This window comes from Streptomyces sp. NPDC005004 (assembly GCF_053600675.1).
Window position 1 is genome coordinate 109,650 of the sequence record NZ_JBSGAH010000016.1, and the last position, 23,550, is coordinate 133,199.

Below are 23,550 nucleotides of genomic sequence, written 5' to 3' on the forward strand. Positions count from 1 at the left end.
ACACGGCACCACCCGCACCACCACAACGGCAACGGGGGCATGAGGGAGGGGAGCGCCCATGGCCTCGGACCACATCCGCCGCTGGGAGTCCGGAGCACTCGCGCACGCCGTCACCGACCCTTTCGGCCTGGGCCCGGTGCCCTGGCTGCGCGGCAGTGAGACCTACTTCGACGACACCGGTCACGTGGTGCCCTGGTACGTGGACACCACCCAGCCGCACACCACGTCGAGTGCGAGCGGCACCCGCGTCCCCGCTCCCCGTTCGGCGGGTCCCGGCCCCCGCTCGGCCGACGACGTGCACCGCCAGATCAAGGGCTTCACCTCCACCGGCGCGGTCGAGCCCGGCAAGGCGATCGACTTCCACGTCACGGTCGACCCGCCGCAGGAGTTCAGCGTCGACATCTACCGCATCGGCCACTACGCCGGGCACGGCGCCGCGAAGATCACCAACAGCCCCCGGCTGTCCGGCATCGTCCAGCCCGAGCCGCTGGCCGCCGACCGCACCGTCTCCTGCCACCACTGGTGGCTGTCCTGGCGCCTCCAGGTCCCCGAGGAGTGGCAGGTCGGCGCCTACGTGGCCGTCCTCACCACCCACGACGGCTACCGCTCCCACATCCCCTTCACGGTCCGCGACGACCAGCCCGCCGACCTGCTCCTGCTGCTTCCCGACATCACCTGGCAGGCGTACAACCTCTACCCGGAGGACGGCCACACCGGCGCCAGCCTCTACCACGCCTGGGACGAGAAGGGCCGGCTGCTCGGCGAGGCCGACGCGGCCGTCACGGTCTCCTTCGACCGGCCGTACGCGGGCGCGGGCCTGCCCCTGCACGTCGGCCACGCCTACGACTTCATCCGCTGGGCCGAGCGCTACGGCTACGACCTCGCCTACGCCGACGCCCGCGATCTGCATGCGGGCCGCGTCGACCCCACCCGCTACCGGGGCCTGGTCTTCCCCGGCCACGACGAGTACTGGTCGGTGCCGATGCGCCGGGCCGTGGAGAACGCCCGCGACCACGGCACCTCGCTGGTCTTCCTGTCCGCCAACACCATGTACTGGCAGGTGGAGTTGGCGCCCTCCCCCTCCGGTGTCCCGGACCGGCTGCTGACCTGCCGCAAGCGCAAGGGTCCCGGGAAGCCGGTGCTCTGGCGCGAGATCGACCGCCCCGAACAGCAGCTCATCGGCATCCAGTACGCCGGCCGTGTCCCCGAGCCCAGCCCCCTGATCGTCCGCAACGCCGATCACTGGCTGTGGGAGGCGACCGGCGCCCGCGAGGGCGACGGCATCGAGGGTCTGGTCGCGGGCGAGGCCGACCGCTACTTCCCGCGCACCGCCCTCCCCGAGCACGAGGAGCGCGTCCTCCTCGCCCACTCCCCCTACCTCGACGGCGACGGCGTACGGCGCCACCAGGAGACCTCGCTCTACCGCGCCCCCTCCGGCGCCTGGGTGTTCGCCTCCGGCACCTTCGCGTGGTCCCCGGCGCTCGACCGCCCCGGCCATGTCGACCCCCGCGTCCAGCGGGCCACGGCCAACCTCCTGGACCGCATCTGCAAACGCGACTGACCACCCGGACGACACCCTCTTCGCCGTATACGGGAGAATCGAGGCAGTTGGACAGAACCACGGGGAGGAACCGTGTCCGGATTCGTAGAAAAGCCCGAGCCGATCGAGGTTCCGGGTCTGGTGCACCTGCACACCGGCAAGGTGCGCGACCTGTACCAGAACGAGGCGGGCGACCTCGTGATGGTCGCCAGTGACCGCATCTCCGCCTACGACTGGGTGCTGCCCAGCGAGATCCCCGACAAGGGCCGCGTCCTGACCCGGCTCTCACTGTGGTGGTTCGACCAGCTCCGCGACCTGGTCCCCAACCATGTGATCAGCACCGAGCTGCCCGAGGGCGCTCCTGCCGACTGGGAGGGCCGCACCCTGGTCTGCAAGTCGCTGCGCATGGTCCCCGTGGAGTGCGTGGCCCGCGGCTACCTCACCGGCTCGGGCCTCGCGGAGTACAAGGAGTCCCGCACGGTGTGCGGCCTGGCCCTGCCGGAGGGTCTGGAGGACGGCTCGGAGCTGCCCGGACCGATCTTCACCCCGGCCACCAAGGCCGAGGTCGGCGAGCACGACGAGAACGTCTCCTACGAGGAGGTCGCCCGTCAGGTCGGCGCCGAGACCGCCGCCCAGCTCCGCCAGGCCACCCTCGCCGTGTACTCCCGCGCCCGCGACATCGCCCGCGAACGCGGCATCGTCCTCGCGGACACCAAGTTCGAGTTCGGCTACGACGGCGACACGCTCGTCCTCGCGGACGAGGTCCTCACCCCGGACTCTTCCCGCTTCTGGCCGGCCGACCAGTGGCAGCCGGGCCGCGCCCAGCCGTCGTACGACAAGCAGTTCGTGCGCGACTGGCTCACCGAGCCCGAGTCCGGCTGGGACCGCACGAGCGAGCAGCCCCCGCCCGCGCTCCCCGACGAGGTCGTCGCGGCGACCCGCGCCAAGTACATCGAGGCGTACGAGCACCTGACCGGCACCCGCTGGTAACGCGAGAAGCCCCCGGTGGGAACCGGGGGCTTCTTCATGGAGCGGACGACGAGGCTCGAACTCGCGACCTCAACCTTGGCAAGGTTGCGCTCTACCAACTGAGCTACGTCCGCAGTGCGCCGTGGCGCGGAGCCAACTATACCCAACCCCGCTCCCGTGCGAGACGCACCGCCGCGTGCCGGTTCTCCGCGCCGAGCTTGGTGACCGCCGAGGAGAGGTAGTTCCGCACGGTCCCCGGGGACAGCGCGGCCCGGTCCGCGATCTCCGCGACCGGCGCCCCGTCCGCCGCCAGCTCCAGCACCTCGGCCTCCCGCGCCGTCAGCGGGGAGTCACCGGCGGAGATCGCGTCGGCGGCCAACTCCGGGTCGACGTACCGCTGTCCGGAGTGCACGGTACGGATGATCTCCGCGAGCCGCTGGGCGCTCACCGTCTTCGGCACGAACCCGCGCACTCCGGCCGCGAGCGCCCGCTTTAGATGCCCGGGGCGCCCGTGCCCGGTGACGATCAGCACCCGGCAGCCGGGCAGTTCGGCCCGCAGTGATGTGGCGACCCTCACACCGTCGGCGCCGGGCATCTGGAGATCCAGCACCGCCACGTCGGGCCGGTGGGCCCGCGCCATGGCCAGCGCCTCGGGCCCGCTCGCCGCCTCCGCGACCACGAGCAGGTCGTCCTCAAGGGAGAGCAGGGCGGCCAGCGCACCCCGGATCAGATGCTCGTCGTCGGCCAGCAGCAGCCGTACCGGACCGTTCACGGGGCGACCTCGCTCACGTGCCGTACCTCCGCCGCCGGGACCGTACGGCACAGCGGCACCTCGGCGACCAGCCGGAACCGGTTCCCGGTCACCGGTCCCGCCTCCAGCGCGCCGCCCACGGCGGCCAGGCGCTCGCGCAGCCCGGCGAGCCCCGAGCCGCCGCTCCCGGCCGGCTCGCCCACGCCGTCGTTCTCCACCGTCAGCACCGCGCGCCCCTCGCCCACCCGCACCGCGACGGCGCAGTGCTGCGCGTCCCCGTGCCGCAGCACGTTGGTGGCCGCCTCGCGCACCACCCAGCCCAGCGCGGACTGCACGGACGCGGGCAGTTCCGCCGTCTCCGCACGCACCTCGCACACGATTCCGGCGGCGCTCAACACGCCCTGTGCGCCGACGAGTTCGACGGCGAGGTCGGCCTCGCGGTAGCCGCGTACGACCTCGCGGACCTCGCGCTGCGACTCCTGCGCGATCCGCTGCACCTCGATCATCTGCTCCACCGCCTCCGGCCGTCCGCGCCGGGCGAGTTGGACGGCCAGCTCGCTCTTCAGGGAGATCACCGAGAGGTTCCGGCCCAGCACGTCGTGCAGATCCCGCCCGAACCGCAGCCGCTCCTCCGCGACCGCGAGCCGCGCCTCGGTCTCCCGGGCCCGCTCCGCCTCCCACAGCACGGAGAGCGTCCAGGCACCGCACCGGCACGCGGCCAGCGGGAACAGGGCGCCGAAGGCGGTCACCAGGGCGGTGCCGAGGATGCCGGAGCCGTCCGGGTGGACGAGCCCGAACACGGCCGTGAGGACCACGGTGAGCACCGCCGCCGTGCGCAGATAGGTCCGCACCGGCGTCACCATGCCGTACAGCAGCCCGAACGGCATGAGGGCGGCGCCGAGCGAGAGCTTGACCGTCACCGGCTCGGCGCCGTTCAGCGCGGCCAGCGCCAGGGCCGGCGCGAGCGTCACGACGAGCAGCGCCCAGGAGCCCCACAGCGCCCGCCCCGGCAGCTCACGCCGCCCGAGGTAGTGGTCGAGCGCGGTCCGGGTGAGCCGGTTGGCGTCCGCGCACTGGAGCGCGCCCGCCACGAGGAGCAGCGCGCCGAGGACGAGCGGCGCCGGCCGGTGGCGCACCCCGAGGACGACCGGTTGCACCATCCACACCAGCCCGAGCAGCCACGGCGTCAGGTACCACATGACGACGGTCGTCAGCTCGACCCGCTCCGCCTTGCTCCGCTCCCGCCAGTGCCGCTGCCGCAGCCGCCGCGCGTGCCCGAGCATCCCCGCTCCCCCCAAGTCACCGGCGCGGTTCCCAGCGGAACCACCGGTGTACAGCAAACACGGCCACGATCACCCAGGCCAGCGCGCCCGCGACGGCACCCAGCGCCTCGTACGCGCTCATCGAGCCGGTCAGGCCGCCGCTCACCAGCCGCAGCGCCGGGGAGAGCGGCAGGAACGCGCAGATCCGGGCGAGCCCGTCGGGCATCATCTCGGCCGGGAACATGATCCCGGAGCCGATCATCGAGACGAACACCAGCGGCAGCGCGGTGACCTGGGCGCTCTCCACGCTCCGGGTGAAGGAGGCGGTGAGCGCGGCCAGCGCGGCGCTCAGCACCAGCCCCGCGACGACCCCCAGCACCATCAGATGCGGCGCCTTCGGCGGCCCGGTGCGCAGCAGCACCGCGCAGCCCGCGCACAGCAGCAGGGCCTGGGCGAAGCCGAGGCTCACGGCGGGCACGGCGGTGCCGGTGAGGATCTCGGTGTCGGACAGCTCGCCGGTGCGCAGCCGCTTGAGGACGAGTTCCTCGCGGCGGGCGACGTAGGCGTTGACGAGCGCGGTGTAGACGGCGAACAGGAAGGTGAAGCCGAGGGCGGCGGTCAGCATGACCGCGCCGACGGTGAGCCCCGCCTGCCTCAGGTCCATCGTGTTCACCGCCCCGCGCAGGCTGAACGGCACAGTGAGCGGCACGATCAGCGCGGTGAGCACGACACCCCGATTGCGTCCGAGGAGGGCGAGTTCGGCCCGGGCGAGCGCGGTCAGCCGCTGAACGGCCGAAGGGCCCCGCTTCTCCGCCGCCGTGATGACGGTCCCGCTCATGCCGCCGCCTCCCGCTCTCCGGCGATCCAGAGGAACGCCTCTTCCAGTGAGGCAGGGCGTACGTCCAGTCCGTGCAGGTCGACCCGGTTCCGTTCGGCCCAGAGCAGCACCCCGGTGGCGGAGCGCTGGAGTTCACGGGTGCTCAGCCGGACGGTCCGTCCGCTGACCTCGTGTCCGCACACGCCGAGTTCGGCCAGCGGCGGCAGATCGCCGGGGAACCAGCCCTCGGGCAACCGGAACGAGATGCGCGCGGGCCGGTCCGCGGTGACCTGCGCCGGGGTGCCCGACGCGGCGATACGTCCCTCGTGCAGGATCGCGAGCCGGTCGGCCAGGTCCTCGGCCTCGTGCAGATAGTGCGTGGTGAGCAGCACGGTGGTGCCCGCGTCGCGCAGAGCGCGCACCAACTCCCAGGTGTCCCGCCGCCCTTCGGCATCCAGCCCGGTCGTCGGCTCGTCCAGGAACAGGACCTCGGGATCGCCGAGCAGGGCGAGCGCCAGGTCGAGGCGGCGCCGCTCGCCGCCGGAGAGCTGCTTGATCCGTACGCCGCTCTTCCCGGCGAGCCCGACCCGCTCCAGCACCTGCGCCTCGGGCCGCGCCCCGCTCGTGCAGCCCGCCCACATGCGGGCGGTCTCCGCGACGGTGAGATCGGTGGGGAACCCGCCCTCCTGGAGCATGACCCCGGTGCGGGGGCGTACGGCGGCACGTTCACGGTACGGATCACGGCCGAGGACCCGGACCCGGCCGCCCGCCGGACGGGCCAGTCCCTCCAGCAGCTCGACGGTCGAGGTCTTGCCCGCGCCGTTGGTGCCGAGCAGGGCGAAGATCTCCCCGCGGGCCACGGAGAAGGTGACGCCCCGCACGGCCTCGAATCCGGTGCCGTAGACGCGCCGCAGGTCGGTGACCTCGATCACGTGCTCTTGCTCGTCGCTGTCCATGAGTTCAGCGTCCCGGCGGCGGCCACGGGTCGGCAGTGCGCGCTGTCATCGACCGGCATGACAAATGTCAGAACGGACCGGAGGAGCAGCGGATTGACAGCATACGAAAAGACCCCGGTCCAGTGGACCGGGGTCTTTTTCCCGAGCGGACGACGAGGCTCGAACTCGCGACCTCAACCTTGGCAAGGTTGCGCTCTACCAACTGAGCTACGTCCGCACTGCTCCCGACCGGCTCCCACCGATCGGTGCGAGCACCAGCCTACCTGATCCAAAAGGATGCTTGTGACCGGTGCCAGAGCGGGTGACAGGAATCGCACACTGCGCCTTCCCCCTGGAAGGGGGATGTTCTACTACTGAACTACACCCGCACGGTCCTCGGGATTCGGCCTTTCGGCCTCGCCCCTCGGCGTGCTCCAGACATTAGCCGATCGGCAGGGGGGTAGCGCAAGTCGGTTCCCCCCGCGGACAGGTGAGCGACTCTCAGGGCCCGCTGCCGGGCCCCGAGGAACCGCCACGGCTCACTGGGCCGCGCTGAACGCCTCGTAGACCTTCTTGGGGATGCGGCCGCGCGCGGGGACGTCCATCTTGTTGGCCTGGGCCCAGGCGCGGACGGCCGACGGGTCGGGGGCGACCTCGGTCTGCTTGTACGCCTTGCCCGAGCGGGCGCGCTTGCGGCCGGCCTCCACGTAGGGCGCGAGCGCCTTGCGCAGTTTCCGGGCGTTGGTTTCGTTCAGGTCGATCTCGTACGACCTGCCGTCGAGCCCGAAGGCGATCGTTTCCGCCGCTTCCGAGCCGTCGATGTCGTCAAACAGAGTGACCACGACTTTTTGCGCCACGAATATCGGTCCCTTCGTGCGGCACGTTGATACGGCTCACCGGCTACGACATGCCGAGTATCCGCTATTGCCAATTCATTTGTACAGCGCTCGGCAATGAAAGGGGAAGACCCACTAAAACCGCCCGCGTGTCCGCCTTCAATAGATGTCGCGCACGGACTGGAGAACTTTCCCAGAAATTTTCGCGGGCGCACGTCTTCGACACCCGATCGTGATGCGGGTCACGTACTTTCCTCCAACTCTACTCGCGTAGAAATTTTGTACGGGTAGTCTGAAGGAACCTGCTCAGCACCACACACCGGGAGTGCCAGTGGCACGCGTCGTAGTCGACGTCATGCTCAAGCCGGAGATCCTCGACCCCCAGGGCCAGGCGGTCCAGCGTGCGCTGCCGCGTCTGGGTTTCGAAGGGATCTCGGACGTCCGTCAGGGAAAGCGATTCGAGCTGGAAGTAGCGGGACCGGTCGACGAGGCCGCGCTCGCCCGCATCCATGAGCTTGCGGAATCCTTCCTCGCCAACACCGTGATCGAGGACTTCACCGTCAAGGTGGAAGAAGTCGCGGGGGCGACGGAGTGACCGCTCGTATTGGTGTCGTCACATTTCCGGGAAGCCTCGACGACCGTGACACCCGGCGGGCGATCACGCTCGCGGGTGCCGAACCGGTCGCGCTGTGGCACAAGGACAAGGACCTGAAGCAGGTCGACGCCGTGGTGCTGCCCGGCGGTTTCTCCTACGGCGACTATCTGCGCGCCGGGGCGATCTCCCGCTTCTCGCCGGTGATGGAGTCCGTCATCGAGCAGGCGAAGGCCGGACTTCCGGTCCTCGGTATCTGCAACGGCTTCCAGATCCTCACCGAGGCGCATCTGCTGCCCGGCGGGATGCTCGGCAACGACCACCTCCACTTCATCTGCCGCGACCAGAAGCTGCGGGTGGAGAACGCGGAGACCTCGTGGACCGGCGACTACCGCCAGGGCCAGGAGATCCACATCCCGCTGAAGAACATGGACGGCCGGTACGTCGCCGACGAGTACACGCTCGACAAGCTGGAGGCGGAGGGCCGGGTGGTCTTCCGCTACCTGGACGTCAACCCCAACGGCTCGCTGCGCGACATCGCCGGCATCACCAACGAGGCCGGCAACGTCGTCGGCCTGATGCCGCACCCCGAGCACGCCGTCGAGCCGCTGATCGGCACGGGCCGCACCGACGGCCTCCCGTTCTTCACCTCGATCCTCAAGAAGCTGGTCAACGCATGAGCCGGACGCCTCTGGACACGGTCGACAACGCGGCCGCCACCCCTGACGTCGAGCTGCCCTGGGCCGAACTCGGTCTGAAGAAGGACGAGTACGAGCGCGTGGTCGAGATCCTCGGCCGCCGCCCGACCGGCGCCGAGCTGGCCATGTACTCGGTCATGTGGTCCGAGCACTGCTCGTACAAGTCCTCCAAGGTCCACCTGCGCCAGTTCGGCGAGAAGGCGCCCCAGTCGGACGCCCTGCTCGTCGGCATCGGTGAGAACGCCGGTGTGGTGGACGTCGGCCAGGGCTACGCGGTCACCTTCAAGGTGGAGTCGCACAACCACCCGTCGTACGTGGAGCCGTACCAGGGCGCCGCGACCGGCGTCGGCGGCATCGTGCGCGACATCATCGCGATGGGCGCCCGCCCGGTCGCCGTGGTGGACCCGCTGCGCTTCGGCGCCGCGGACCACCCCGACACCAAGCGCGTGCTGCCCGGCGTGGTCGCCGGCATCGGCGGCTACGGCAACTGCCTGGGTCTGCCCAACATCGGCGGCGAGGTCGTCTTCGACGCCTGCTACCAGGGAAACCCGCTGGTCAACGCCGGTGCCATCGGTGTCATGCGGCACGAGGACATCCACCTCGCCAAGGCCTCCGGCGCCGGCAACAAGGTCATCCTCTACGGCGCCCGCACCGGCGGCGACGGCATCGGCGGCGCGTCGATCCTGGCCTCGGAGACCTTCGACGACGCCAAGCCCTCCAAGCGCCCCGCGGTGCAGGTCGGCGACCCCTTCCAGGAGAAGCTCCTCATCGAGTGCACCCTGGAGGCGTTCAAGGAGAAGCTCGTCGTCGGCATCCAGGACCTCGGCGCTGCGGGCCTGTCCTGCGCGACGAGCGAGCTGGCCTCCAACGGCTCCGGCGGTATGCGCGTCACCCTGGACGACGTACCGCTGCGCGACTCCACGCTCTCGCCCGAGGAGATCCTCATGAGCGAGTCGCAGGAACGCATGTGCGCGGTGGTCGAGCCCGGGAAGGTCGACCGCTTCCTGGAGATCTGCGAGAAGTGGGACGTCATCGCCACCGTCATCGGTGAGGTCACCGACGGCGACCGGCTGGAGATCTTCTGGCACGGCGGCAAGATCGTGGACGTCGACCCGCGCACCGTCGCCCACGACGGCCCGGTCTACGAGCGCCCCTACGCCCGTCCCGACTGGCAGGACGCCCTCCAGGCCGACGACGCGAACAAGCTGCCCCGCCCGGCCACGCCCGAGGAGCTGCGCGCGCAGGTCCTCAAGCTGGTCGCGTCGCCCAACCAGGCGTCGAAGAAGTGGATCACCTCGCAGTACGACCACTTCGTGCAGGGCAACACCGTCCTCGCCCAGCCGGAGGACTCCGGCATGATCCGCGTGGACGAGGAGACCGGTCTCGGCGTCGCCATCGCCACCGACGGCAACGGCCGCTACGCCAAGCTCGACCCGTACACGGGCGCGCAGCTCGCGCTGGCGGAGGCTTACCGGAACGTGGCGACGACCGGCGCCAAGCCGCTCGCCGTCTCCGACTGCCTGAACTTCGGCTCGCCCGAGGACCCGGCCGTGATGTGGCAGTTCGCGGAGGCCGTACGCGGTCTGGCGGACGGCTGCCTCCAGCTCGGCACCCCGGTGACCGGCGGCAACGTCTCGCTGTACAACCAGACCGGCGAGGCCGCCATCCACCCGACCCCGGTGGTCGCGGTCCTCGGCGTCATCGACGACGTGGCCCGGCGCACCCCGGTCGCCTTCCAGGAGGAGGGCCAGCTCCTCTACCTGCTGGGCGACACCTCCGAGGAGTTCGGCGGCTCGGCCTGGTCCCAGGTCGTCCACGACCACCTCGGCGGGCTGCCCCCGAAGGTCGACCTGGAGCGGGAGCGGCTGCTCGCCGACATCCTGATCTCCGCCTCCCGCGACGGCATGATCGACTCCGCGCACGACCTCTCCGACGGCGGCCTCATCCAGGCCGTGGTCGAGTCGGCGCTGCTCGGGGAGAAGGGCGCGCGGCTGATCGTCCCGGACGGTCTGGACGCGTTCACCTTCCTGCTGTCGGAGTCCGCGGGCCGTGCCCTGGTGGCCGTGCCGCGCTCGGAGGAGCTGCGCTTCACCGACATGTGCGGCGCGCGGGGACTGCCGGCCACCCGCATCGGTGTCGTGGACGGCGACTCGGTGGAGATCCAGGGCGAGTTCGCCCTCTCCCTGGCCGAGCTGCGCGAGGCACACGAGAACACGATTCCGGCGCTGCTGGCGTAGGGATCGGACGTGACGGAGAAGGTCCCCCGCCCGAGGGCGCGGGGGGCCTTCTTGTTTCCGCGCGGTCACGCCGCACGGGAGCCTGGCGGCGCGGGGGCCGCATAGGCTCACCGCCATGCCCCCGGCCAAGAAACGCCCTCGCAGGTACGACCCCGCCAAGACGCGTGCGGCGGTCCTCGCCCAGCTCGGTCATGTGCGGGATGCCGTCCGGGACCTGGACTCCGAGCCGGTGCGTACGCTGACGGCGGCGGTCGCCGCCTCCCTCTCCGAGGTCGAGCACGCCCTCGCCCGCCCGACAGGCGCGAAGCCGACGCTCACCCCGGCGGAGTGGTTCCTGGCACCGGGCGTCCGGCCGGGCGGCTCGGCCGCTCCCCTTGCGGAGGCCGAGGCGCGCCTGCGGGACCTCCTCGACACCCACCCCGCCGGACACCCCGTGGACGTCGGTCCCGGCGTCATGGCCCTCGACGACTTCCTCGTCACCCGGCTCGTCGACCTGGTCCTGTGCGCCGACGACCTCACCGCACGCGGCCACGACGTCCCTCTCGACCGTCAGGCCCTCGCCACCGCCACCCGCGCCCTCGCCGACGCCCTCGCCCTCAAGGCCCCCGGCGCCTCCACCGAGGTCCGGGTACCCCCCTACGCCGTCGTCCAGTGCGTGCAAGGACCCCGCCACACCCGGGGCACCCCGCCCAACGTCGTGGAAACCACCCCCCTGACCTGGCTCCGTCTGGCATCCGGACGCCTGACCTGGCCAGACGCCCTCGCCCGCGCCGAGGTGAGCGCCAGTGGGGAGCGAGCGGACCTGTCGGGGCTGCTCCCACTGCTGCCGTAGCGGAAGCCGGCGCCCGCCGGACCGCGGCGTAACCCGCGTCGGCCGGGCCGTAGGGACGTCCCGGGGTCGCCCGGCCACGGCGGCTCGCCTCCCCGGCTCTGGCCCCCGGCGGAACCCCCAGCCGTCCGCCCGCGTCGAACCGGTATGTATCGGCACAAGCAGCGCATGAACCTGACGGCGGTCGCCGTGCTCGTCCCGCTCGCGGTGGGCTGTGGGACCGAGGGGGCGGGGAGCGGGGCGGTGGGGCCCGAGCAGCCGGTGACCGGGGTGGAGTGGCGGGTCGACGGCATCACCGCGTCCCACACCACCCTCCGCGCGCCCGCCGGGGCCCGGCTGCGGGTGGAGGAGGACGGGAGCGCGGGCGGGAACCTCGGCTGCAACAGTTTCGGCGCCCGGGCCACCGTGCGCGACGACCGGATCGCGTTCGGGGCCCTGCGGACGACCAAGGTCGCCTGTGACCGTCCCCGGATGACCTTCGAGCGGGCACTCGCCGCCGCGCTCGACCGGCAGACCCTCACCGCCCGTACCGAGGACGGGAAACTCACGCTCACGGGCGGTCGCGGGGAGCGCGTGAACCTGACCCGGGTCGCGCCCGATTGATGTGCGACACCTCACTCGGGGCGCCCCGGCAGGACCGCCCCAGACGCCGCGGAGCGCCCGGCCGTGCCGGAAGCCACCCGATACGCACCGCTGTGACCAGGCGAAACGGAAAAAGCACCAAGGTGATCGCAAGTCTGGGTTCGGCAGCCGCTACGTATCCCCAATTCGGAGTAACCGTCTGCCTCGCCTACACTCGGAGCCGTGCCACGTGGTGACGGTCGACTCAATCACGATCTGCTTCCCGGCGAAAAAGGCCCCCAGGACGCTTGCGGCGTCTTCGGTGTCTGGGCGCCTGGCGAAGAGGTCGCAAAGCTCACGTACTTCGGGCTCTACGCCCTCCAGCACCGGGGTCAGGAATCCGCGGGAATCGCGGTCAGCAACGGCTCCCAGATCCTCGTCTTCAAGGACATGGGCCTGGTCTCCCAGGTCTTCGACGAAACCTCGCTCGGTTCGCTCCAGGGTCACATCGCGGTCGGACACGCCCGCTACTCGACCACCGGCGCCTCCGTGTGGGAGAACGCCCAGCCGACGTTCCGCGCCACCGCGCACGGTTCGATCGCGCTCGGCCACAACGGCAACCTGGTCAACACCGCGCAGCTCGCGGAGATGGTCGCCGACCTGCCCAAGGACACCAACGGCCGCTCCACCCGGGTCGCGGCCACCAACGACACCGACCTGCTGACGGCGCTCCTCGCCGCCCAGGTCGACGAGGACGGCAAGCCGCTCACCATCGAGGAGGCGGCCCACCGCATCCTCCCGCAGGTGAAGGGCGCCTTCAGCCTCGTCTTCATGGACGAGCACACGCTGTACGCCGCCCGCGACCCGCAGGGCATCCGCCCGCTGGTCCTCGGCCGCCTGGAGCGCGGCTGGGTCGTCGCCTCCGAGTCCGCCGCCCTCGACATCTGCGGCGCGAGCTACGTCCGTGAGATCGAGCCGGGCGAGTTCGTCGCCATCGACGAGAACGGCCTGCGCACCTCCCGATTCGCGGAAGCGAAGCCCAAGGGCTGTGTCTTCGAGTACGTCTACCTGGCGCGCCCGGACACCGACATCGCCGGGCGGAACGTCTACCTCTCCCGCGTGGAGATGGGCCGCCGCCTCGCCAAGGAGGCGCCGGTCGAGGCCGACCTGGTCATACCCACCCCGGAGTCCGGAACCCCGGCCGCCATCGGGTACGCGGAAGCCTCCGGCATCCCCTTCGGCAACGGCCTGGTGAAGAACGCCTACGTGGGCCGCACCTTCATCCAGCCCTCGCAGACCATCCGCCAGCTCGGCATCCGGCTGAAGCTGAACCCCCTCAAGGAAGTCATCAAGGGCAAGCGCCTGGTCGTCGTCGACGACTCGATCGTGCGCGGCAACACCCAGCGGGCCCTGGTGCGCATGTTGCGCGAGGCCGGCGCCGCCGAGGTCCACATCCGGATCTCCTCGCCGCCCGTGAAGTGGCCCTGCTTCTTCGGCATCGACTTCGCCACCCGCGCCGAGCTGATCGCCAACGGCATGACCATCGAGGAGATCGGCACCAGCCTGGGCGCCGACTCGCTCGCGTACATCTCCATCGACGGCATGATCGACGCGACCACCATCGCCAAGCCGAACCTGTGCCGCGCCTGCTTCGACGGCGAGTACCCGATGGAGCTGCCCGACCCGGAGCTGCTCGGCAAGCAGTTGCTGGAGACCGAGCTGGCGGCAGGAACCGCCGCCACCGCCGCGGCCGACGCCATCCGGCGTCCCTGAGCTGCGCCGTCAGAGCCGTACGACAGGAAAGTTCTCACAGTCATGTCCTCTGAGACCACGGGTGCCAGCTACGCGAGCGCGGGCGTCGACATCGAGGCGGGCGACCGCGCGGTCGAGCTGATGAAGGAATGGGTGAGGAAGACCCGCCGCCCCGAGGTCCTCGGCGGCCTCGGCGGCTTCGCCGGGCTCTTCGACGCCTCCGCCCTCAAGCGCTACGAGCGCCCGCTGCTCGCCTCCGCGACCGATGGCGTCGGCACCAAGGTCGACATCGCCCGCCGCCTCGGCGTGTACGACACCATCGGCCACGACCTGGTCGCCATGGTCATGGACGACATCGTGGTGTGCGGTGCCGAGCCGCTCTTCATGACCGACTACATCTGCGTCGGCAAGGTCCACCCCGAGCGGGTCGCGGCCATCGTCAAGGGCATCGCGGAGGGCTGTGTGCTCGCCGGGTGCGCCCTGGTGGGCGGCGAGACGGCCGAGCACCCCGGTCTGCTCGGCCCGGACGACTTCGACGTCGCCGGCGCCGGTACGGGCGTGGTGGAGGCCGACCGGCTGCTCGGCCCGGACCGCATCCGCGAGGGTGACGCCGTGATCGCCATGGCGTCCTCCGGTCTTCACTCCAACGGGTACTCCCTGGTCCGCCACGTCCTCCTGGAGCGCGCCGGACTCGCCCTGGAGGCGGAGGTCGCGGAGCTGGGCCGCACGCTCGGCGAGGAGCTGCTGGTGCCCACGAAGATCTACTCGCTGGACTGCCTCGCGCTCACCCGCACCACCGAGGTGCACGCCTTCTCGCACATCACCGGCGGCGGCCTCGCGGCCAACCTGGCCCGGGTGATCCCGGACGGGCTGCACGCCACCGTGGACCGCTCGACCTGGACCCCGGGTGCCATCTTCGACCTGGTCGGCCGCACGGGCGACGTGGAGCGCCTGGAGCTGGAGAAGACCCTGAACATGGGCGTCGGCATGATGGCCGCCGTGCCCGCCGAGTCCGTCGAGGCGGCCCTGACCACGCTGGCGGACCGCGGCGTGGACGCCTGGGTGGCCGGCGAGATCACCGGCCGGGACGGCCGCGCCTCGGGCGCCGAGCTGACCGGGGACTACGCGCGCTAGAACACCTGTAGGGCGGGCTCCCCGCGGGGCGCCCGCCCTCTGTGATGCACCGACCGCCCCGACCGCTTCACCGGCAGCACAGAAGCCGGTCGGTGGCAGTGCCACCGACCGGCTTGATGCTCAGTGCAAGGTCAAGCGCCGCGACGGTGTTGTGAGGGACCGTCGTCCTCGTCCTCGTCGTCGTCCTCATAGAGGTCGGCGTAACGGGAGTAGAGGTCATCCTCGTCATCTTCATCGTCCTCGAACGGCTCGCCGTTCGGCGGCTGGCTCGAAGTCGATGCGCCCAGTTCACTGGCCAGCCGTGACAGGTCAGTCCCACCGCTGTTGTACTTCAGCTGGCGGGCGACCTTTGTCTGCTTGGCCTTGGCCCGGCCGCGCCCCATGGCTCGACCCCCTCGGTGACGGGGCTCAACGGCCCCAGAGTCTGACACGCGTTCATGATCTGGAACGGACTCTCCGCAGAGATGCCGGTCCGTAGGGCTTCCACGGTACCTGAGCCCGCGCCCATACGGTACGTCGCCCGCAGCACGCGCGTGTGCACAGGACCCTCGAGGAGCCCTGTCCTCGCTGGTCAACAGCGATTTTAACCACTTATCGGGGTACGACCCGCCGGTGGAAGTGAGAGTTCTCTCCAAGTTGCCTCCGGCGGGTACCGCCCGCCCGTGCGGCCGGGCACCCGGCCCGGGGGCCGTACGGGCGTGAATCGGCCGGTACGGAGCCCCCGCGCGTCAGCGCGCCGCGCGGGCGTCCGCCATGCGCCGCTCGGCGATCCGGTCGGCCGCGGCGGCCGGCGGAATGCCGTCAGCCTTTGCGGTCGCGAAGATCTCCAGCGTGGTGTCGAAGATCTTCGCGGCCTTCGCCCGGCACCGCTCGAAGTCGAACCCGTGCAGCTCGTCCGCCACCTGGATCACGCCGCCCGCGTTCACCACGTAGTCGGGGGCGTAGAGGATGCCGCGGTCCGCGATGTCCTTCTCCACGCCCGGGTGCGCGAGCTGGTTGTTGGCCGCGCCGCACACCACCTTGGCGGTCAGCACCGGCACGGTCAGGTCGTCCAGGGCGCCGCCCAGCGCGCAGGGGGCGTAGACGTCGAGACCCTCGACACGGATCAGCTCGTCCGTGCTCGCCACCGCCGTCACCCCCTCGGGGTACTGCGCCAGGATCCCGCGTACCGCGTCCGGGCGTACGTCCGTGAGCACCACCTCCGCGCCCTCGGCGCGCAGGTGGCCCACCAGGTGCCGGCCCACCTTGCCGACGCCCGCGACGCCGACCCGGCGCCCGCGCAGCGAGGGGTCGCCCCAGACGTGCTGGGCGGAGGCGCGCATCCCCTGGTAGACGCCGAAGGCGGTGAGCACGGAGGAGTCGCCCGCGCCGCCGTTCTCCGGGGAGCGGCCGGTGGTCCAGCGGCAGGTGCGGGCCACCACGTCCATGTCCGCGACGTACGTGCCGACGTCGCACGCGGTCACGTAGCGCCCGCCGAGCGAGGCGACCATGCGGCCGTAGGCGAGCAGCAGTTCCTCGGTCTTGTCGCGCTCCGGGTCCCCGATGATCACGGCCTTGCCGCCGCCGTGGTCGAGACCGGCCATCGCGTTCTTGTACGACATTCCGCGCGCGAGGTTGAGCGCGTCGGCGACGGCGTCGGCCTCGGTGGCGTACGGGTGGAACCGGGTGCCGCCGAGGGCGGGACCGAGGGCGGTGGAGTGGAGGGCGATGACGGCCTTGAGGCCGCTGGCGCGGTCCTGGCAGATCACGACCTGCTCATGGCCGCCCTGGTCCGAGTGGAAGAGGGTCCGCAGGACGTCAGTGGATGCGCCGGTTGCGTAGGTCACGGTGGTGACTCCTGTGCGTGTAGCGGCGGACGGGGCCGGGGTGGCCCCTGGGGTTTCCCCACACTTTTGGCCGTGGGGGTGGGTGGCGGGGTGCTGCCACGCGGCCGTTGGGCCGCAAGGCTGAGCGTAGAGCCTGCTCGCGGCCCGTATCCGGGGTACGCCGGGGATCACTCTTCCGTGCCCGCGCGGCCGCTCGCCGTGGCACGATGCCCAGTGGTTCCGAGCCGGACCCGGCGGGGGTTTCGAGCCGGGCGCGAGGGGGAGGGAGGGAGCGTGCCCAAGGTGTCCTCCGTGGTCGTCCCCTATGCCGCGTACCTGCGCGTGTACGAGCCGCTGGCCGCCTTCCCCGAGCCGGAGCGCACCCACTGGGCGCGGTACGCCCGCCGGCGCGACCGTCCCTCGTACCAGGACGAGCTGCGCCGCTCGCTGGCCGACCTGCTGCCGACGCCGCCGGTCGCGGTGCCGGTGCACGAGAGCGCGGACGCCTTCGTGACCGAGGTGGACGGCGTCCTCTGCGTCTGCCCCTGGCGCACCCGGCTGCGCGGCTGGCAGGCGCTGGCCGCTCTGGACGAGGAACTGCCCCCGCCGGTGCTGGACGCGGTCCTGCCCCCGCTTGTGCGCCAGCAGGCCGCCCTGGACTACGAGCGCTGGCTCGCCCGTAATCCCGAGGCGCGGCCCTGGATCCGCACCGCGACCTGGCAGGTGCCGCTCAACTGGTTCGTGCTCGTCGGCGACGAGGAGCGGCGCTTCGAGAAGGGCACCGGCGACGTGCCCCCGCTGCTGCGCTACCGCACGCCGATGGTGCAGGCCCGGCGGCGCGTGGCGCGGGCACTGCGCACGCTGAAGGACGCGGTCGAGGAGGGTCCGCTGATCGACGGCCTGGTGGACGTCGGCCGCTGGCTGGAGGAGTTCCACCCCCGCTCTCTGGTGGAGCTGGACTACGGCGGTCTGGTCCACGCGGTGCCCGCAGGAGCGCTCGAGGACGACCACTCCGCGGCGGACGTGGCCGCGGGCATCGACGCGCTGCGCCGGGGCGACGGCCCGGCCGCGGGACGGGTCTACGGCCGCCTGGTGCAGCGCTGGCGAGCGGTGCGGGACCTGCGTTCGGCGAACTGATCGCCCTGTCCGTACATCTGGGCGAACTGATCGCCTTGTCCGTACGTACTCCTTGATGACGGCGCATCCCGAACAGACGAGAAGTGACGCAGATCACGGTCGAAATGGCCTCGAACAGCGTACGGTCTGTGGACTTGACTCATCTGACGGGATGTTGGTCCCGATCCGGGCTTTTTCCCATCAAGGGTGATGGACGGCACTTACGCGGCTCTTGCGTCTCTTGCCGCTCCTCATGCCAAAATAGGACAAGGAGCCCGGGGAGGGCTCCGTCTGTCCATCTGTGCTCCACTATGGGCGGAATCGCAGCATTGCCCGCTTTGGGGGGTCCGGTGCCTCCTGATCGCCGAAGTGACTGATCGTCACATCGGCGTGACTGTCCGCTATGGCATGGTCCATCGGCTTCCGTCGCTGATGAACACCTGGGAGGGCAATTCCATCGGTTTGGCCGACGCGGCTGGACAGATGGTGTAGTTGTAGTGCCGAGGACAAGCCGTTCGTCCTATAACCGACTCGACTCGCGTCCGCCATTTCGGGCAACGCGGGTCAAGGTGCAGAATTTAGAGGAAAGAACCGAGAACGTCGGTTCTCCCGAGGAGGCCGCTCATGACCGCTCGCACCCCTGATGCCGAGCCGCTGCTGACCCCGGCTGAGGTCGCCACCATGTTCCGTGTCGACCCCAAGACGGTCACGCGGTGGGCGAAGGCCGGCAAGCTCACGTCGATCCGCACGCTCGGCGGGCACCGCCGCTACCGCGAGGCGGAGGTCCGCGCCCTGCTCGCGGGCATCCCGCAGCAGCGCAGCGAGGCCTGAACAACTCCATAACCGGGCAGAACGACCGAACCCCAACTGGTCGGGGCGCCCGAACCCTAGCTCTGAACGACGCGGGACCTGCCCCAACAGGTCCCCCGCCCGAGCCGATTCACATGCTTGAGTAAGTGGCACAGGGTGCGTCGTAGATCGCGCTGGACTCCGCCGGGTCCAGCGCGATCTTTTTTGTGCCCACGAGGGGCCCTTCCTGATCCTCCGTGCGCGGCCTTGTCGGGCTTGTGTCGGAGTCTGGGGAGGAGTGTGGGAAGCGCCGTGCGGGACCCGTGAGGCAGGTGCAATTGCACATATTAAATTGACCCGTTGTAGGACACTGGTAAGAACCACACTTTCAAAAAATCATGCCGTGACTCCCGTCACAGGCCAGGCGTCTTGTTGCCACCGGCATGTGTGCGCTATTGGGTTCGCGCGCTCCATCAGCCCTTGTGCGGACGGGTGTTGGGGTTCTCGTCCGGTTCCTCGGCGCGTGCGTCGGTGTCCATGGCGAGGCGCTGGAGGCGATGGCACACGGGGCAGTGCCGGGTGGCGTGCCGATAGGCGGAGGCGGCCGACAGATGCGCCCTCAGAAGCGCCCGCGTCGCGTGCCGGGCCGATGCCGCCATCCGCCACCTCCGGAGGCCGCACGGGGGAAAGACGGCCTGCCTTCTGGGTACCGAGCCCGGCCCGTGCCGTCAAGAGCGCCGGGAACGACGAAAGGGCCCCCTCGCGGGGGCCCTTCCTTACTGCGGTCCTGACGGGATTTGAACCCGCGGCCTCCACCTTGACAGGGTGGCGAGCACTCCAAACTGCTCCACAGGACCATCTCTCGCGGCACTTGCTGCTGCGTTGTGCTGCGAGAAGGACTGTACACGAGGGTGGATGTCCAGGTCGAACTCACCCTCTGTGCATCTCCCGTCACGCTGTGATCAGGGCGCCAGGGCGTCGATCGCCTTCACGATCCGCTTGTCCGAGACGGGGTACGCCGTGCCCAGCGCGTGGGCGAAGTAGCTGACCCGCAGCTCCTCGATCATCCAGCGGATGTCCAGCGCCTGCCGGGGCACCGGGCGCCCCTGGGGGAGCTGCTCGAGGAGCCAGGCGTACTCGTCGCGCATCTCCTGGACCTTCTCCATGCGGGAGGTGTCCCGCTGGACGTTCGTCGGCATCTGCTGGAGTCGCCGGTCGGCGGCCACCAGGTACCGCATGAGGTCCGGCAGCCGCTTGAGACCCGCCCAGGTCACGAAGCCGGGCTTCACCAGGGCGTCCAACTGCCGGCGCACGTCCGTCAGGTTGGCGAGCAGGGTCGGGCTCTTCACCGACTTCAGCCGCCGCTCGGCCGCCTGCCAGGCCGCGAGCACCTGCTGGACCTGGCCGACCGCGCGCACGGTGGTGTCCACGATGTCGGCGCGCACCTTGTCGTAGAGCTTGCGGTACGACTCCTCGTCCCACACCGGGCCGCCGAAGTCCGCGATCAGCTTGTCGGCCGCGGCCATCGCGCAGTCGTCGAAGAGAGCCTGCACCGAGCCGTGCGGGTTGGCCGAGAGCGCCAGCTTCTGGGCGTTCGTCAGCTTGTCGGAGGCGAACTTGCCCGGGTTCACCGGGATGTTGCGCAGGATGAGCCGGCGCGTGCCCTTCCACATCGCCTCTGCCTGCTCCTCCTCGGTGTCGAAGAGGCGTACGGAGACCGTGTCGCCGTCGTCCACCAGCGCCGGGTAGGCCCTGACGGGCTGTCCGGCCCGCTTGGTCTCGAAGACGCGGGTCAGCGAGCCGATCGTCCAGTCGGTCAGGCCCGAGCGCTCCAGAGACTCCCCGCCCTGCCGCGAGGCGGTGGCCGCGGCGGCCTGGGAGAGGGCCTTGCGGGCCTTCGGGCGCAGTTGGAGCTTCAGCGCCTCCAGGTCCTTGTCCTCGGCCAGCTTGCGGCGCCGCTCGTCGACGATCCGGAAGGTGACCTTCAGATGCTCGGGCACCTTGGACCAGTCGAAGTCGGCTGCCTCGAAGGGCACGCCGACCATGCGCTTCAGCTCGCGCGCCATGGTGGTCGTCAGCGGCTCCTGGAGGGGAACCGCACGCTCCAGGAACTTCTTGGCGTAGTTGGGCGCGGGGACGTAGTTGCGGCGGATCGGCTTGGGCAGCGTGCGGATCAGCTCGGTGACGACTTCCTCGCGCAGGCCCGGGATCTGCCAGTCGAATCCCTCGTCGGTGACCTGGTTGAGCACCTGGAGCGGGATGTGCACCGTCACGCCGTCGGCGTCCGCGCCTGGCTCGAACTGGTACGTCACCCGGAACTTGAGGTTCCCCTGGTGCCAGGTGTCGGGGTAGTCGGCCTTGGTGACCGCCTCCGCCGACTCCCGGATGAGCATCTCCCGCTCGAAGTCGAGGAAGTCGGGCTGCTCGTGCCGCTTGCGCTTCCACCAGGAGTCGAAGTGGGCGCCGGAGACCACGTGTTCGGGCACGCGATGGTCGTAGAAGTCGAAGAGCGTGTCGTCGTCCACCACGATGTCCCGGCGGCGGGCGCGGTGTTCCAGCTCCTCGACCTCGCTGAGGAGCTTGCGGTTGTCGGCGAAGAACTTGTGGTGCGTGCGCCAGTCGCCCTCGACCAGCGCGTTGCGAATGAAAAGTTCGCGGGACAGCTCGGGGTCGATCCGGCCGTAGTTCACCTTGCGCTGGGCGACGATCGGGACGCCGTACAGCGTCACCTTCTCGTACGCCATCACGGCGGCCTGGTCCTTCTCCCAGTGCGGTTCGCTGTACGTCCGCTTCAGGAGGTGGCCTGCGAGCGGTTCGACCCACTCCGGCTCGATCTTGGCGTTGACGCGCGCCCAGAGGCGGGAGGTCTCCACGAGTTCGGCCGACATCAGGAACTTCGGCTGCTTCTTGAAGAGCGAGGAACCGGGGAAGATCGCGAACTTGGCGTTGCGGGCGCCCAGGTACTCGTTCTTGTTGCCGTCCTTCACGTCCTTCATGCCGACGTGGGAGAGGAGGCCCGCGAGCAGGGAGACATGGATGCGGTCGGCGGGGGCGTCCTCCTCGCCTATGCGAATGTCCATCTGCTTGGCGACCGTGCGGAGCTGGCTGTAGATGTCCTGCCACTCGCGGATGCGCAGGAAGTTCAGGTACTCCTGCTTGCACATCCGGCGGAACGACGAGGAACCGCGCTCCTTCTGCTGCTCGCGGATGTACCGCCACAGGTTGAGGTAGGCGAGGAAGTCGCTGGTCTCGTCCTTGAAGCGGGCGTGCTGCTGGTCGGCCTGGGTCTGCTTGTCGGAGGGGCGCTCGCGCGGGTCCTGGATGGACAGGGCGGCGGCGATGACCATGACCTCGCGGACACAGCCGTTCCGCGCGGCCTCCAGGACCATGCGGGCAAGACGGGGGTCGACCGGCAACTGGGCGAGCTTGCGGCCGGTATCGGTGAGGCGCTTGCGCGGGTCCTTCTGCGCGGGGTCGAGGGCGCCGAGTTCCTGGAGGAGCTGCACGCCGTCGCGGATGTTGCGGTGGTCCGGCGGGTCGATGAAGGGGAACTTCTCGATCTCGCCGAGGCCGGCCGCGGTCATCTGGAGGATGACGGAGGCGAGGTTGGTGCGCAGGATCTCGGCGTCCGTGAACTCCGGCCGGGCGAGGAAGTCGTCCTCGGAGTACAGCCGGATGCAGATGCCGTCGGAGGTACGGCCGCAGCGGCCCTTGCGCTGGTTGGCGCTGGCCTGCGAGACCGGCTCGATGGGCAGCCGCTGGACCTTGGTGCGGTGGCTGTAGCGGCTGATGCGGGCGAAGCCGGGGTCGATGACGTACTTGATGCCGGGGACGGTCAGCGAGGTCTCGGCGACGTTGGTCGCGAGCACGATCCGCCGTCCGGTGTGCGGCTGGAAGACGCGGTGCTGCTCGGCGTGCGAGAGGCGCGCGTACAGCGGCAGCACCTCGGTGAATCTGTACTTCTTCTTCTCCAGGGCGTCGGCGGTGTCCCGGATCTCGCGCTCGCCGGAGAGGAAGACGAGGATGTCGCCCTTGCCCTCGGCCATCAGCTCCTCGACGGCGTCGGTGATCGCGGTGATCTGGTCGCGGTCGGCGTCGGAGGAGTCCTCCTCCAGGAGCGGCCGGTAGCGCACCTCGACGGGGTACGTCCGCCCGCTCACCTCGACGATCGGGGCGTCGCCGAAGTGGCGGGAGAAGCGCTCGGGGTCGATGGTGGCCGAGGTGATGACGACCTTGAGGTCGGGGCGCCTCGGCAGCAACTGGGCGAGGTAGCCCAGGAGGAAGTCGATGTTGAGGGACCGCTCGTGGGCCTCGTCGATGATGATCGTGTCGTAGGCGCGCAGCTCGCGGTCGGTCTGGATCTCCGCGAGGAGGATGCCGTCCGTCATCAGCTTCACGAAGGTGGCGTCCGGGTTCACCTGGTCGGTGAAGCGGACCTTCCAGCCCACGGCCTCGCCGAGCGGGGTGTTCAGCTCGTCGGCGACGCGCTCGGCCACTGTCCGGGCGGCGATGCGGCGGGGCTGGGTGTGCCCGATCATGCCGCGCACGCCCCGGCCCAGCTCCATGCAGATCTTGGGGATCTGGGTGGTCTTTCCGGAGCCGGTCTCACCGGCCACGATGACGACCTGGTGATCGCGGATGGCGGCCGCGATCTCGTCCTTCTTCTGGCTGACCGGAAGCTGTTCGGGGTAGGTGACGGCGGGCACACGGGAGCGCCGGACGTCCATGCGGGAGGCGGCCTGGCCGATCTCGCCCTCGATCTCGGCGAGGACGGCGGCGCGGGCCTCCGGCTTACGGATCTTGCGCGCGCCCTCGAGCCTGCGTCCGAGCCGGTGCTCGTCGCGCAGCGACAGCTCGGTCAGTCGGGAGGCGAGGGCGCTCGGGGCGGGGGCGGGATGCGTAGACATACGCGATCCAGGATCTCACC

The 23,550-nt window shown here is 70.5% G+C and carries 20 protein-coding genes and 4 tRNA genes; 11 read left to right on the forward strand and 13 right to left on the reverse strand.

Annotation, left to right across the window (positions count from 1 at the left end; translation table 11 throughout):
• The first annotated feature begins 58 nt into the window (after positions 1-58).
• On the forward strand, positions 59-1,561 hold the full coding sequence (locus tag ACWEEU_RS22965) for a N,N-dimethylformamidase beta subunit family domain-containing protein (protein WP_385747267.1): 1,503 nt from the start codon (positions 59-61) through the stop codon (positions 1,559-1,561).
• Between the two features lie 72 nt (positions 1,562-1,633).
• Complete coding sequence (locus ACWEEU_RS22970; RefSeq protein WP_451734645.1) at positions 1,634-2,530, forward strand: phosphoribosylaminoimidazolesuccinocarboxamide synthase; 897 nt, start codon at positions 1,634-1,636, stop codon at positions 2,528-2,530.
• A gap of 37 nt (positions 2,531-2,567) precedes the next feature.
• Here ACWEEU_RS22970 and ACWEEU_RS22975 read toward each other — a convergent pair.
• From ACWEEU_RS22975 to ACWEEU_RS23010, 8 genes are all read right to left on the reverse strand, one after another.
• Positions 2,568-2,643, reverse strand: a tRNA-Gly gene (locus ACWEEU_RS22975).
• A gap of 23 nt (positions 2,644-2,666) precedes the next feature.
• On the reverse strand, positions 2,667-3,281 hold the full coding sequence (locus tag ACWEEU_RS22980; RefSeq protein ID WP_385747270.1) for a response regulator: 615 nt from the start codon (positions 3,279-3,281) through the stop codon (positions 2,667-2,669).
• Entirely contained in the window at positions 3,278-4,543 is a 1,266-nt protein-coding gene (locus ACWEEU_RS22985; protein ID WP_385747272.1) for a sensor histidine kinase, read from the reverse strand. The genes ACWEEU_RS22980 and ACWEEU_RS22985 overlap by 4 nt, the downstream gene beginning before the upstream one ends.
• A gap of 16 nt (positions 4,544-4,559) precedes the next feature.
• Entirely contained in the window at positions 4,560-5,360 is an 801-nt protein-coding gene (locus ACWEEU_RS22990) for an ABC transporter permease (protein WP_385747273.1), read from the reverse strand.
• The gene (locus ACWEEU_RS22995; RefSeq protein ID WP_451734648.1) at positions 5,357-6,295 is read right to left on the reverse strand and encodes an ABC transporter ATP-binding protein; all 939 of its coding nucleotides are present in this window, start codon (positions 6,293-6,295) and stop codon (positions 5,357-5,359) included. The genes ACWEEU_RS22990 and ACWEEU_RS22995 overlap by 4 nt, the downstream gene beginning before the upstream one ends.
• A gap of 144 nt (positions 6,296-6,439) precedes the next feature.
• A tRNA-Gly gene (locus ACWEEU_RS23000) sits at positions 6,440-6,512 on the reverse strand.
• Between the two features lie 79 nt (positions 6,513-6,591).
• A tRNA-Gly gene (locus ACWEEU_RS23005) sits at positions 6,592-6,663 on the reverse strand.
• Between the two features lie 150 nt (positions 6,664-6,813).
• Positions 6,814-7,131 (reverse strand): histone-like nucleoid-structuring protein Lsr2, encoded by a 318-nt coding sequence (locus ACWEEU_RS23010; protein WP_199581778.1) that lies wholly within the window; start codon positions 7,129-7,131, stop codon positions 6,814-6,816.
• A 310-nt stretch (positions 7,132-7,441) separates the two neighbouring features.
• Here ACWEEU_RS23010 and purS point away from each other — a divergent pair, with 310 nt between their 5' ends.
• The 7 genes from purS (at position 7,442) to purM (ending at position 14,913) form a co-directional block, all read left to right on the forward strand.
• Positions 7,442-7,705 (forward strand): phosphoribosylformylglycinamidine synthase subunit PurS, encoded by a 264-nt coding sequence (purS, locus tag ACWEEU_RS23015; protein WP_385747277.1) that lies wholly within the window; start codon positions 7,442-7,444, stop codon positions 7,703-7,705.
• Positions 7,702-8,382: a phosphoribosylformylglycinamidine synthase subunit PurQ gene (purQ, locus tag ACWEEU_RS23020; RefSeq protein WP_385747279.1), complete on the forward strand. Its 681-nt coding sequence runs from the start codon at positions 7,702-7,704 to the stop codon at positions 8,380-8,382. The genes purS and purQ overlap by 4 nt, the downstream gene beginning before the upstream one ends.
• Positions 8,379-10,637 carry a phosphoribosylformylglycinamidine synthase subunit PurL gene (gene purL / locus ACWEEU_RS23025; protein WP_385747281.1) on the forward strand — a complete coding sequence of 753 codons (2,259 nt, stop codon included), beginning with the start codon at positions 8,379-8,381 and terminating at the stop codon, positions 10,635-10,637. Before purQ ends, purL begins: the two co-directional genes overlap by 4 nt.
• Positions 10,638-10,752: 115 nt before the next feature.
• The gene (locus ACWEEU_RS23030) at positions 10,753-11,469 is read left to right on the forward strand and encodes a sterol carrier family protein (RefSeq protein ID WP_385747282.1); all 717 of its coding nucleotides are present in this window, start codon (positions 10,753-10,755) and stop codon (positions 11,467-11,469) included.
• A gap of 165 nt (positions 11,470-11,634) precedes the next feature.
• Complete coding sequence (locus ACWEEU_RS23035) at positions 11,635-12,069, forward strand: META domain-containing protein (protein ID WP_451734651.1); 435 nt, start codon at positions 11,635-11,637, stop codon at positions 12,067-12,069.
• Positions 12,070-12,270: 201 nt separating this feature from the next.
• Positions 12,271-13,800, forward strand: coding sequence for an amidophosphoribosyltransferase (purF, locus tag ACWEEU_RS23040; RefSeq protein ID WP_385747285.1), 1,530 nt, complete (start codon positions 12,271-12,273; stop codon positions 13,798-13,800).
• A 42-nt stretch (positions 13,801-13,842) separates the two neighbouring features.
• Positions 13,843-14,913 carry a phosphoribosylformylglycinamidine cyclo-ligase gene (gene purM, locus ACWEEU_RS23045; RefSeq protein ID WP_451734653.1) on the forward strand — a complete coding sequence of 357 codons (1,071 nt, stop codon included), beginning with the start codon at positions 13,843-13,845 and terminating at the stop codon, positions 14,911-14,913.
• A gap of 131 nt (positions 14,914-15,044) precedes the next feature.
• Here purM and ACWEEU_RS23050 read toward each other — a convergent pair whose 3' ends face one another.
• Positions 15,045-15,296 carry a DUF3073 domain-containing protein gene (locus tag ACWEEU_RS23050; RefSeq protein ID WP_161181528.1) on the reverse strand — a complete coding sequence of 84 codons (252 nt, stop codon included), beginning with the start codon at positions 15,294-15,296 and terminating at the stop codon, positions 15,045-15,047.
• Positions 15,297-15,641: 345 nt separating this feature from the next.
• A complete protein-coding gene (locus tag ACWEEU_RS23055; RefSeq protein ID WP_451734655.1) occupies positions 15,642-16,739 on the reverse strand; it encodes a Leu/Phe/Val dehydrogenase in 1,098 nt (365 codons plus the stop codon).
• Positions 16,740-17,012: 273 nt separating this feature from the next.
• Between ACWEEU_RS23055 and ACWEEU_RS23060 the strand changes: the two genes are divergently transcribed.
• Both ACWEEU_RS23060 and bldC read left to right on the forward strand, forming a co-directional pair.
• Positions 17,013-17,855, forward strand: a complete 843-nt coding sequence (locus ACWEEU_RS23060) for a hypothetical protein (RefSeq protein ID WP_385747290.1) — start codon at positions 17,013-17,015, stop codon at positions 17,853-17,855.
• Positions 17,856-18,458: 603 nt separating this feature from the next.
• On the forward strand, positions 18,459-18,665 hold the full coding sequence (gene bldC, locus ACWEEU_RS23065; RefSeq protein WP_003949541.1) for a developmental transcriptional regulator BldC: 207 nt from the start codon (positions 18,459-18,461) through the stop codon (positions 18,663-18,665).
• A gap of 431 nt (positions 18,666-19,096) precedes the next feature.
• Here bldC and ACWEEU_RS23070 read toward each other — a convergent pair whose 3' ends face one another.
• The 3 genes from ACWEEU_RS23070 to hrpA all read right to left on the reverse strand — a co-directional run bounded on the left by ACWEEU_RS23070 (position 19,097) and on the right by hrpA (position 23,530).
• Positions 19,097-19,282 carry a DUF6274 family protein gene (locus tag ACWEEU_RS23070; protein WP_385747292.1) on the reverse strand — a complete coding sequence of 62 codons (186 nt, stop codon included), beginning with the start codon at positions 19,280-19,282 and terminating at the stop codon, positions 19,097-19,099.
• Positions 19,283-19,405: 123 nt separating this feature from the next.
• Positions 19,406-19,480: transfer RNA gene (locus ACWEEU_RS23075), tRNA-Asp, on the reverse strand.
• 105 nt (positions 19,481-19,585) lie between these two features.
• Complete coding sequence (gene hrpA / locus ACWEEU_RS23080) at positions 19,586-23,530, reverse strand: ATP-dependent RNA helicase HrpA (protein ID WP_451734657.1); 3,945 nt, start codon at positions 23,528-23,530, stop codon at positions 19,586-19,588.
• Positions 23,531-23,550 lie beyond the last annotated feature (20 nt).